The sequence below is a fragment of the Endozoicomonas sp. ALE010 genome (assembly GCF_049310165.1).
Classification (GTDB): Bacteria; Pseudomonadota; Gammaproteobacteria; order Pseudomonadales; family Endozoicomonadaceae; genus Endozoicomonas.
On record NZ_JBLYNV010000009.1, the window covers coordinates 45,772 to 57,535 of the forward strand.

At 51.3% G+C, this 11,764-nt stretch carries 5 protein-coding genes; 3 read left to right on the forward strand and 2 right to left on the reverse strand.

All coding sequences use genetic code 11. The features are described 5' to 3' along the window. The first annotated feature begins 30 nt into the window (after nucleotides 1-30). The 3 genes from ACO6UY_RS06150 (at nucleotide 31) to ACO6UY_RS06160 (ending at nucleotide 9,031) form a co-directional block, all read left to right on the forward strand. Complete coding sequence (locus ACO6UY_RS06150; RefSeq protein WP_422489406.1) at nucleotides 31-2,007, forward strand: methyl-accepting chemotaxis protein; 1,977 nt, start codon at nucleotides 31-33, stop codon at nucleotides 2,005-2,007. Between the two features lie 129 nt (nucleotides 2,008-2,136). After that, nucleotides 2,137-8,496, forward strand: coding sequence for an Hpt domain-containing protein (locus ACO6UY_RS06155; protein WP_422489386.1), 6,360 nt, complete (start codon nucleotides 2,137-2,139; stop codon nucleotides 8,494-8,496). A gap of 67 nt (nucleotides 8,497-8,563) precedes the next feature. Continuing rightward, a complete protein-coding gene (locus ACO6UY_RS06160) occupies nucleotides 8,564-9,031 on the forward strand; it encodes a chemotaxis protein CheW (RefSeq protein WP_422461030.1) in 468 nt (155 codons plus the stop codon). Nucleotides 9,032-9,158: 127 nt separating this feature from the next. Here ACO6UY_RS06160 and ACO6UY_RS06165 read toward each other — a convergent pair whose 3' ends face one another. Continuing rightward, nucleotides 9,159-10,457 carry a hypothetical protein gene (locus ACO6UY_RS06165; protein WP_422461028.1) on the reverse strand — a complete coding sequence of 433 codons (1,299 nt, stop codon included), beginning with the start codon at nucleotides 10,455-10,457 and terminating at the stop codon, nucleotides 9,159-9,161. A 274-nt stretch (nucleotides 10,458-10,731) separates the two neighbouring features. Beyond that, the gene (locus ACO6UY_RS06170) at nucleotides 10,732-11,691 is read right to left on the reverse strand and encodes an FAD:protein FMN transferase (protein ID WP_422461026.1); all 960 of its coding nucleotides are present in this window, start codon (nucleotides 11,689-11,691) and stop codon (nucleotides 10,732-10,734) included. Nucleotides 11,692-11,764 lie beyond the last annotated feature (73 nt).

Sequence of the window (11,764 nt, forward strand, 5' to 3'; positions counted from 1 at the left end):
ATCACCATGCTGGTGCTGTCCCTGTCAGTGATGACAGGTGCATTTATCTATAATGACCAGCAGTCCCAGCTGCTGCACACCCATGAAACCAATGCCAGTGAGCTTCGGGTCCTTTCCCAGCAGATTGCCAAAAACGCCTCAGAAGCGGCCTCCGGTAAAGAAGAAGCCTTTCCCCTGCTGAAAGAAGCAACAGCGATGTTTGGCCAATATATTGATGAGCTGAACCGTGCCAGCCTTTCTGTTATTCCCTTTATTGACACATCCAACAGTGCTACTGCCCAGCAAATTGAAGCCCTGGATTCTTCATGGTCTGAAATGAAGGTAGAAGCCGACAGTATTCTCGCGGCACAAGACACCGTACTGTCTCTGCATGAAGTTGCTACCACACTGAGTGAAACCATTCCCCAACTGCAAATTGAATACGACGAGGTGGTAGAAATCCTTCTGGATAATAATGCACCCTCCGACCAGATTGCCATGGCTCAGCGCCAGCCCTGGCTGGCAGAGCGTATTATCCGGAGTGTTGCCAAGGTTCTGGAAGGTGGCGAAGACTCCATCATGGCGGCTGACAGCTTTGGCCGTGATGCCAAGCTCTTCGGTCGGGTACTGCAGGGTATGCTGGAAGGTAACCTTGCCATGCGCATCAGTCAGGTGACCGATGATGAGGCCGTTGACCGTCTTATGGAGATCTCTGACCTGTTTGAATTCGTCGATGGCAGTGTTGATGAGATTCTGGAAACCTCTCCTGAGCTGTTCCAGGTACGCGCCGCCTCCGACACTATCTTCACCGATTCACAACAACTGCTGCAGCAAACATCGGTGCTGGCAGATACCCTGTCCACGTCCACTATTGAACAGAAGGCACTGGAGCTGGCCATCATGGCTTCCGGAGGCCTTTCCCTGCTGTTTATCCTGCTCACCGCCATGTCCATCATTATGGATACCCGCCGTCGTCTGGAAGAAACCAAAACCCAGAGCGAGGCGACCAGAGCCCAGAACGCTGCTAACCAGCAGGCCATTCTGCGACTTCTGGATGAAATGGCGGATCTGGCAGACGGTGACTTGACGGTTAAAGCCAGTGTTACCGAAGACTTTACCGGTGCCATTGCCGACTCCATTAACTTCTCCATTGAACAACTGCGCGCCCTGGTTAACACCATCAACCAGACGGCCGTCAAGGTTGACGCAGCCGCCCAGGAAACACAGGCAACCGCCCGACTGCTGGCCGAAGCTTCCGACCACCAGGCCCAGGAAATCGGCGCTACAACCCAGTCCGTGAACCAGATGGCCGAGTCCATTGATAAAGTCTCCAGCGGAGCCTCCGACTCCGCAGATGTGGCCGAGCGCTCGGTACAGATCGCGGCTAACGGTGGGTTGGTGGTACGAAATACCATCGATGGCATGACCACTATCCGTGAACAGATTCAGGATACCTCCAAGCGTATTAAACGACTGGGTGAGTCCTCTCAGGAAATCGGTGACATTATCTCACTGATCAACGAGATCGCCGACCAGACCAACATTCTGTCCCTGAATGCCGCTATCCAGGCATCCATGGCCGGTGAGGCAGGCCGGGGCTTTGCCGTGGTTGCCGACGAGGTGCAACGTCTGGCAGAACGGGTATCGGCAGCCACCAAACAGGTCGAAGCGCTGGTATCAACCATCCAGACTGACACCAACGAAGCGGTCATTTCCATGGAACAGACCACCTCTGAAGTGGTACACGGAGCCCGTCTGGCGCAGGATGCCGGTGTGGCACTGGAAGAGATCGAGCAGGTGTCCAACAGCCTGTCAGGCCTGATTCGGAACATTTCTGAAACCGCAAAAGTCCAGGCACAGTCAGCCTCACAGATCTCCAGCCGCATGGTGGCCATCCGGGATATTTCGATTCAAACCTCCTCAGGTACCAAGGCAACCGCTCAATCCATCGGTGATCTGGCCGGTATGGCCATGGAGATGCGTCAGTCGGTTACGGGTTTCAAACTGCCTGAAACCTCAGAGTCCTGACACTGACTCTGCAAGAGACGAGAGTATGACAACAAGCATAATGCCCGCCGCTCGGGCGCTCTTGTTAAACAGAGCGTTAAAAAGAGCGCATACGACAGCGGGAATGGTAGCTGGAAACGGGAGCCAGGCATGGTCGAACAGCGTGAATACATAGGTCTGGACTGGGTTATCGGAGAGATTGAAGGCACCCTCACTGAAGCCCGTCAGGACCTTGAACAGTATGCTGATTCCACAGATGAGGCTGTGTTTCTGGAGAATTGTCGTACCAAAATCCAGCAAATTCACAGCACGCTGAAGATATTGAAACAGAAGGGAGCCCGGTTACTGACCCGGGAAATTCTGCTGTTATTAGATAGCCTGAATGAGACTCCGGCGAATAACAGTCAGCAACGGCTGGTGGTACTGATTCAGGCCATGCTTCAGCTGCCAGGCTATCTTGTCCATACCTCCAGATCTGGCAGGGATACCCCCAGCCTGCTGAAGCACCTGCTCAATGAAATGCGCCAATTACGCGGGCAGCGGGCGCTGTCTGATATTGATTTTTTTGCCCCGGCCATCGTTCACACCATTGCACCAATCCCGGAAGTACAGCTGAACAAGCTGCAGGCCAGCGGCTTTGCCGTTCTGGTACGGAAAATACGGCAGAAATATCAGCTGTGTCTTGCCGGCATTCTCAGGGACAGCCAGCGGGACCAGCAACTGACGGTCATCAGTAAAATATTTGCCAAGCTGCAAAACCTTTGCTGGGACTCGCCAATATCCCCGCTATGGGATGCCTGCACCGCATTCTCCGAGGGCCTCAAGGAAGGCTCTATTGCCATAGACAGTCACGCCATAAGAATCCTTCGTGAAATGGACAATCAGTTCAAGTGTCTGGCCAGTGAGGAAGCCAAACGCCTGAACACCCCGCCCTCGGAAGAGATACTGAGAGGGATTCTTTATCGGATCGCCAAAGCAAACAGTGATCATGCGCTTATCCTCTCTCTGAAGCGACGATACTCTCTGGACCAGGCCCTGGAGGCAGAGCCGCAGGATGCCAGGCTGCTCAACATTGATGCAGCAACATCGGTGGTGAAAGCCATCAAGGAAGAGCTCACTCATATCAAAGACGCTCTGGATCTCTACCTGCTGAACCCCGGGGACAATCAATCCAGGCTTCGGGATCAACTGGCCACCTGCCAGCAAATCTCTGACACATTAGGCATGCTTGGCCTCGAATCGTTGCAGAAAATCATGCACAGAGAGCATCAACATCTGCAGATGATTCTTACTGGTGACCACTCACCCGAAAAAGTGAACGACACCCTGATCAATACGGCGGCCCGGTTGCTTGAAGTGGAGTCCGGACTGAACCAGTTCATGGGCCTCAACCGATCGGTAACCGGCCAGAGTTCTGTATCAGCACAGATAAACGATATTCACCAGAAAGTAATTTATGAAGCCCGGAACAACCTGAAAGAGGCCAAAGGCGCTGTGGAGGGCTATCTGGGCAGTGATTATAATCCGGAGTTCCTGGTCAAGTTATTACCCCTGATGAAAAGCATCCAGGGCAGTCTTGCCATGATTCCTCTGGACCGTGTTGCTGAGTTAATCAGTCGCTGTTCAAGGCATATTCAACAGCAATGGCTGGACAAAAACCTCAAGCCCGGCCTCGATGAGCTGGATGCAATGGCCGATAGTTTGTCCAGCATTGAATACTATCTGGAACAGTTGAGTGGTGGGGCTTCTGCCTACGTCGAAAAAACGCTGGATATTACCCGGAAAAGTATTGATCGGCTTGAGTCATTCGTTACCGTCACAAAAGCAGAACCTGCGGTGCCAGCCATTTCATCCACCCCGAAACCTGAAGCCAAAGCTAACCCGTTCGCTGCCCACCTGCTTTCCGATGAAGAGAGAGCGGCCCAGGAGGAACAAGCGGCTGACAATGACGTTATTGAGTTTCACTATGAAAAGCCTCTGCCGTCAGCTACCGGAGCGGTTGCTGCCAGTGAAAAAGAAGCAGACTACGGCCCAACCATAGAGTTCTCAACCGACAGTCTGAGCCCCTCCCAGGCAGTTACCGGGAAACAGGACACGACCGACTCCAACTCGATCAATATAGTCCACAGGGAGAACCTGATTCCGGCAGCGGCGTCTATTGAAAGCCCGCTAACAGTGAGTGATGAGCTGGCACAGACGATTGATTTTTCGGCGAATGAAGAAAATCTGTCGGACCTGGAAAGCGGCTCTTCTGAAGAAACGTTCTCACTTTCTGAGGTTTTGACCTCTTCACCAGATAGTACCTTAACCACATATAACACCCCGGGCAGCGATGACATCACCGGGGATCTGACACCGTCACACCACTCTTCCCCAAAGGACACTCTCTCTAAAGAAGACACGCTCTCTAAAGAAGACACCTTCAGCCTGTCAATGGATGAAGATGATGACGACGACCTCCATGAAGTTTTCGTCGAAAAAGCGACAGAAGTTCAGCAACAGCTCAAAGCGCTATTGCCACAATGGCGCAGTAATATCCATGATGCAGCCACCACCAATGAGATCAGAAGAGCCTTTCATACATTAAAGGGCAGCGGCCGCATGATCGGTGCTGACGTTATCGGTGAGCTGGCATGGTCATTGGAAAACATGCTGAACAACGTGGTCAAAGGCACGATTAAAGCGTCTGAGCCAATAGCTGAGTTACTCCATGAAGTCATCGCTATGCTGCCTGAACTGGTGAATGATTTTGCCAGGGACAGTCAACAGCTAACACCGGAAGTTCTGCTGTGCATGGAAAAAGCAGATGCCCTGGGGAAAGGAAACCACTTTGTCGTTGATAGTGAGGAGCTGGTAGAGCCTGAGCAGCAAGAACCGGCCATGATGTTTGGCAACATTATCGAGGACAATGCCGAAGAAGCCCTGCATAGCGACGTTGATGAGCTGGATAATGAACTGACAGAGCCTCCGAAAACTGAGGCAATCAGTAACGTTGCAATTGAAGAGCAAACCGTTGAGCTGGATAGCGGGTATGACCAACAGTTACTGGCCATTTTTGATACAGAAGCCAGAAGCCATCTCAGTGTCGTCAAAGAGTTCATCGCCAGTAGCTATCAAATGGGTGGCGATATCCAGATTACAGATTCTGTCCAGCGGGCACTGCACACCCTGAAAGGCAGTGCCTTTATGGCAGAGATTACCCCCCTTGCCGAGCTGGTTGCCGCTATTGAAAAGACCATCAAGGAATTCCGGGCACACCTGGTGCCTGCTGATAGCCAAGTCATCAGCATGCTTGAACAAGGGGTAGACCTGATTGAGGATGCACTGCGACAATTGCAAACCAACTCCCACCCTCTGGAACTAAAAGTTGATAGCTTTCTTAACTGGCTTGGTGCGCTTCATAACCAACTACTCAGCAACAGCTTGCATGATGAGTCTGCCCCGGAGCCTGCACCAGTAAAGCAGCCAACAGGCCAACAGGCAGCACTTTTCCTGGCCAGCGACCTTGACCTGTTACTGGATGCCAGCAGCCATCTGAAATCATGGGTTAACGGCACGCCCCACGAGGAGCTTGACCGGTTCAAGTTTGAACTGAAAGTGCTTGCTGAGAATGCCAATGAAGCAGATTTGTCGGCTATCACAGAGCTCTGTGATGTGTTACATGATGTCTGCACTTATCTGGAGACCCATGAGACCCGCCTTCCCCAACAGTTACTGCCGCCATTTACAGACGGCTTCGAAGCCCTGGTTGAAATGATGAACCAGGTGGCTTCACAGCAAACGCCGGAATCCCCACACGCAATTTTCAGCGCTCTGCGTGAAGCACTGGAGTCTTTGCTGTTTGAGCAGGCATTAAGTCAGGCAGACCCAGACCTGACGTTCGAAGAAGACCACGAGGATCATGACTTTGATGCCCTGCTTGATTTTGATGCCGAGACAGAGGCAGCAGAAGACATCGACTTATCGTTCACTGAAGATAATCGTTTCAAACCGATAGCCCAGCCGTCCTGGAGTGCTTCAGTCACGGCAGAAGGCACCTCTTTTGCTCCGTACAGCAATGGGTCAGAGCCCGAGCCGGAGTTGCATAAGCTGTTTATCGAGGAGGCTTATGAGCTGCTCGAAGACTCAGCCCAGTCTCTGGAAACATGGCTGGGCAATACCAGCGATTTACAACCGGTTCATGAGCTTCAACGATGCCTGCACACCCTGAAAGGGGGAGCAATGATGGCAGAACTTCATGAGCTTGGAGAACTGAGCCATGGGCTGGAAGATATCTATGAATCCATTGCCAATGGCAGCTGTGAGCCTGAAATCGCCCCTCTGGCGCTGATTCAGAAAACTCACGACACCATAGAGACAACACTGAAAAACCCTGGCAACGGGCAGCCATCCCCTGACGTACAGCGCATGCTGGAAGAGCTCAGGCAATGGCAGCATAGACTGAACACCAGCCACTCAACCGCTGAAGAGCCTGACACTCTTCCTGACTACCTGGGGCAGGCTGCGCCAGCCAAACCTCTCGCCGGGACCTTTGATGAAGATACATGGGTCAATAACCTGTCAGAACTGCCAGCACCTGAACTACCGAAGCCGATGCCCGGTCAGGTACCGGAACCCGTTTCTACCATCCGGGTAGTGCCCCAGACCACTGCCGATGGGTCAGAGACAACGCTTCAGTCATCACTCAGTGAAATGGTCCGCATTCCCCCGGAACTTCTGGAAACCCTGATCAATCTTGCCGGGGAAACCAGCATCAGCCGCTCCCGCATTGAGCAGCAGACGACAGATGCCTCCAGAACCCTGGAAGAGATGAATCGAACCATTCTGCGGGTTCGGGAACAGTTGCGGCGACTCGATATCGAAACGCAGAGCCAGATCATCTCCCGGCACCAGGGCGATCTTGGTGATAACCCTGATTTTGATCCACTGGAAATGGACCAGTACTCAGAACTGTCACAGCTCTCTCACTCACTGGTGGAGTCCGCCTCTGACCTTATGGATCTGCGGGAGGCCCTGCAGGAAAAATCCCGGGATACAGAAACGCTGCTCCAGCAACAGTCCAGAACCCAGATTGAGCTCCAGGAGCAGCTGATGAAAGCCCGGATGGTATCGTTCAGCCGACTGGTTCCCAGGCTGCGCAAGATTGTCCGTCAGGTGTCTGATGACCTGAACAAGCCCGTCAAGCTTGTGGTCAGTAATGCTGAAGGTGAGATGGACCGAACCATGCTTGAGCGCATGCTTGCTCCGCTGGGTCACATGCTCCGAAATGCCATTGGTCACGGCATCGAAGATTCATCGGCAGAAAGACAGAATTCAGGCAAACCTGAAGTGGGCCAGATTGCCTTATCGATCCGACGCGATGGTGCCGACGTGGTGGTTGAGTTGTCCGACGATGGTCGTGGCATCGATATTGAAGCCGTAAAAGCCAAAGCGATTGAACAGCAACTGATCAGTCCTGACGAACCGGTAACGGATCAGGAAGCCATCGAACTGATCATGAAGTCCGGATTCAGTACCGCAAGCGAGGTGACCCACCTTTCTGGCCGCGGTGTCGGGATGGATGTTGTGAATAACTCGGTTCGCCAAATGGGCGGCAGTATACAGGTTAAGTCTGAGGCCGGGCTCGGCACACAATTCTCTCTCAGATTGCCATTTACCCTGTCCATTAACCGGGCGTTGATGGTGGAAGTAGGCAGCAGCCTGTACGCACTGCCGATGCATGCCATTGATGGCATCTCCATGGTGTCAGCAAGCATGCTGGCCGATTGCTACCAAAACAGAGCGCCACTCATCTATGGCAATGGTACCGAGCACCAGCTGATCTACATGGGCGCTCTTCTCGGTACTGGCAGCCCCAAAATAAGTGACGGCCAGTGTCCGGTCGTCATGGTGCAAAGAGGCAGTGAGAATATAGCGGTTCAGGTTGATGCTATCGTGGGTAGCCGGGAAATCATTACCAAGAGTCTGGGCATTCAGTTCTCCGGTCTTGCCGGGGTAAACGGTGCCACCATTCTTGGTGATGGTCGGGTTGTGGTCATCCTTGATCCGGCGGCACTTTACCGCAAACATCAGCTGGTCATTCAGGAAGCCAAACCTGACGCCGTGGAAAGGCATGAACCGGACAGCAGTGATCAGGCCATGAGAGTGCTGGTGGTGGATGACTCGGTGACCGTAAGAAAAGTCACCAGTCGTCTGCTAACCCGTCAGGGATACGAGGTGATCTCGGCACGGGATGGTGTGGAAGCCATGACCCGTCTCGCTGAACAGAAGCCAGACATTATGCTGCTGGATATCGAAATGCCCCGTATGGATGGTTTTGAGGTGGCCAGCGCGGTCAGGAATGACCCTGGGCTTCAAGACCTGCCGATTATCATGATCACCTCCAGAACCGGTGAGAAACATCGCCACCGGGCCTTAAGCCTGGGTGTCAATGAGTACATAGGCAAACCTTTCCAGGAAGGGCCATTACTCGAAGCGATTGAAAAACTGATTGAAGTTGAGACAGCGTGATAGCAGGGCTTCCCGGGAAGCCCTGCCCTTCACAACAACCGCACAATAGCAGAAAGAAGAGGAAACCATGTCCCACAAGCCCATTTCGTCCGTGCTGATCCCCATGCAGCAGCGCCCCCTGCTGATACCTTCAGCATGCATCGCCGGTATTCAGGACTACAGTCGTCCGGAAGCCAATTACCCGGAAACCGAATGGCTGCTGGGTGATCTTGACTGGCGGGGTACAAAGATCCCGGTGGTTTCCTTTGAAAGACTGAACCAGGGACGATTTGCCGAGTTCTCTGCCACCAATCGTATTGCCATTATGCATCGCACCAGCAAAAACGATAGCCTGCCATTCTATGCCATGGTGGTGCAGGGGGTTCCACAGCCATTAACACTGGTACGGGAAGAAGTACGGAATTCCGCCGAGGAAAAAGGCCCCATGGAGAAATATCGGATTATTATGAGAGACGTTCCTGCTTCAATTCCGGATCTTTCTCTTGTGGAACAGAAATTGACATCCTCCAGCGATTTAGCTGGTGGAGGTTGTTAATGAAACGAAAAAGCCAAACCATTACCTATTTGCCAGTTACTTATCCACAATTTGGTGACGAAAACTGTTCGCAATTTGATAGTAAGGCCATTCGTTTAATAATCAGTTCCCCGGTCCTGTAACTTATCTACCGAACTGCATCACGAACGTTGAGATAAAGGCGGACAGGATCAAAAGTTCTTTTTAACCGATTTAAAACACCAGATGTTAGTGATGTTTTTGCTATAAAATTCAAATTGCTATCTTTTATAGTGGTTTTGTATATCTGAAATAATTCAGATCCCAAATTGGCTTCCTGCTTGATTGTTGCACCATACCATTTTGGTGCCAACAACCTGTGCTTCACGCTAACGTTAAGTTTTGCTTCCAGAACCTGTTGGCAAAAAGCTTCCGTACTGTGAGCTTTGCCTTTAAGAAAAGCACTGTAGAGACCCGGCCTCAATGGCCATTCAACTTGATTAGCTGTTATCAGATTCTCTTTGATATGAACGCTGAGATTACTGGCTAAAACTAATTTACAAAAAACCTTAACACACTCACTGTGGTTTTTTTCCATGGCTTCGTGCAAAGCGGGCGCTCGATAATCTGGCCCGTCTAACCCTTCAATAGGAGATAAATCAATAGCCATTAGCTGTTCTTCTTTCCAGCAATCAGAGTTATTTGTTGATAGTATCCATTCGCAATAGGTGCGGGCAAGGTCAGCGTGGCCATTTCTCATAGCCAGAAGAAGACCTGGCGTGTTGTTTAAAAGGGCTTGGGGTGCCAACAGTTTCTGCTTCATTTCAACGTTCAGGTTACTGCATTGTACCTGATCGAGAAAGGCACTGATGCAGTCGGTATGACCTTTTTTGAGCGCTATGTAGAGACCGGGAATACCAGCAGGGTTTTTGGCTTCCAGCAGTGTTTGCTTTACCCACTCATCGCGGGGGCTGCCCAGTATTTGCTGACAATACTGGATGACAAGTTGAGCATTGCCAGCCTGGAAAGCATCAAACAGACGGGAAGAAGCCTCACAATCACTATTGTTGAGCACGGGCAAAGACTGATTCTTGCCAACTGACTGATTGGTTAATGCCACTGCATTTGCAAACGGGCCATTTACCGCAGTATTACTACCATTAGCTGAAGGACTCACTTCGGCTATCCCGATCTGAGGTGCAGTACCTTCAGGCACAATTGCCACTTTATTGGTAATTAATCTGCTGACATTTTTCTGGTCCAACCGGGGAAAACCCGGTTCACCCAGCTGAGGTTTGAATAATTCAGTTTGATTAACAAAAGCTCTGGTAATTTTGTCGGTTTGGATTTGCGTTACTTCATACAAACCCTGGAAAACATGACTGGCAGATGTATCATCCGGACGTGGGCTTTCAGGATTATAATTAATACCTGCACTGGGATTATTGTCATTATTAACTGCAAACATACAAATTATTTCTCTAACTGGTTATGGCGATTCAGGCAATCCTGTGCATGATTAAATCATCATAGTGCAATATTTATTCTTCGCAAACGATTCAATAATCCCAAAATTTTCAGGTGGTTTTTAATTCAACAGTTAATATTCCTTCTGTTTAAAATCGGATGTTTTTTCGGCAACGTGTGTTTAAACCGTCATGGTTGCTGGCGGGATTCCCGCAGCCAGTGCTTCTCATACCGCAGACATGAACTGGAGCAGAACTGGCTGGTAGATGGTCTATTCACCGCAAAGCAATATAACGACCATGATCAACCAGTCCATCGGTCATCTTAACGGTGCCATCCTTTGTCACAACAACGGCTTCGATAAATGCCTGTTGACATAAATAGTGCAACGCATCATCCGCCGAGGATAAAAACCCGGCAGTACTCCAGATTTCACCATCAACGGAGTGTTTGGAAATAATGGTCAGACTGGCAATCTCCGTGGCAATGGGCATACCGGTTTGTGCATCCAGCAGATGGTGGTAACGCTGACCATTGACATCAAAATAGCGTTCGTTGATGCCAGAGGTGACCATGGAAGCATCGTTCAGTGGCAGCGCACGAATAATGGTGCCCCGCTCTGCCAGCGGGTGTTGAATACCCACATTCCAGGCCCGGTTGGCATTGGTGGGGGAGTGACCGATGGTGACCACATTGCCCCCCAGACTGATAAAGCCATGGTCAACACCGGCGTTGACCAGCGCTTGTTTGACCTGATCGGCAAAATAGCCTTTCGCGATGGCCCCCAGGTCGATCTCCATACCGGGTTGACGCAAAAATACCGTTCTCTCCTGCTCGTTCAGGACAATGTTATCGGGATCGACCAGCGCCAACCGTGCAGATATCTCCGCCGCTGATGGCAGTCTGGCATCCCGAAAGCCGATGCGCCAGAGCTTGACCAGAGGGCCAATAGCAATATTGAAAGGGTTGCGCCTGTCCTGACTTGCCGCCTTGGCGACGTTGATCAGGTGAAAGAGATCAGACTCAACCGCGATGGGTGCGATGCCCGCATTTTGGTTGATCGCCATCAGCTCACTATCTGGTTGATTGACAGCAGGCTGATTAACCGTGAACCGCTGGGCGTATTGGGAAAGTTGGTGATAGGCCGCTTTGAGCAGCTGCTCACCATTTTGATGATAAACGACCAGATCAATCACTGTTCCCATCATCTGGAATCTGGTCTGGTACTTCTGCATGAACTGGTACTTTTGTATGAAATAGTTCGCTGCTAAAAAGCCCGCCACGCCACTTGGCAGGGCAGGCTTTTGG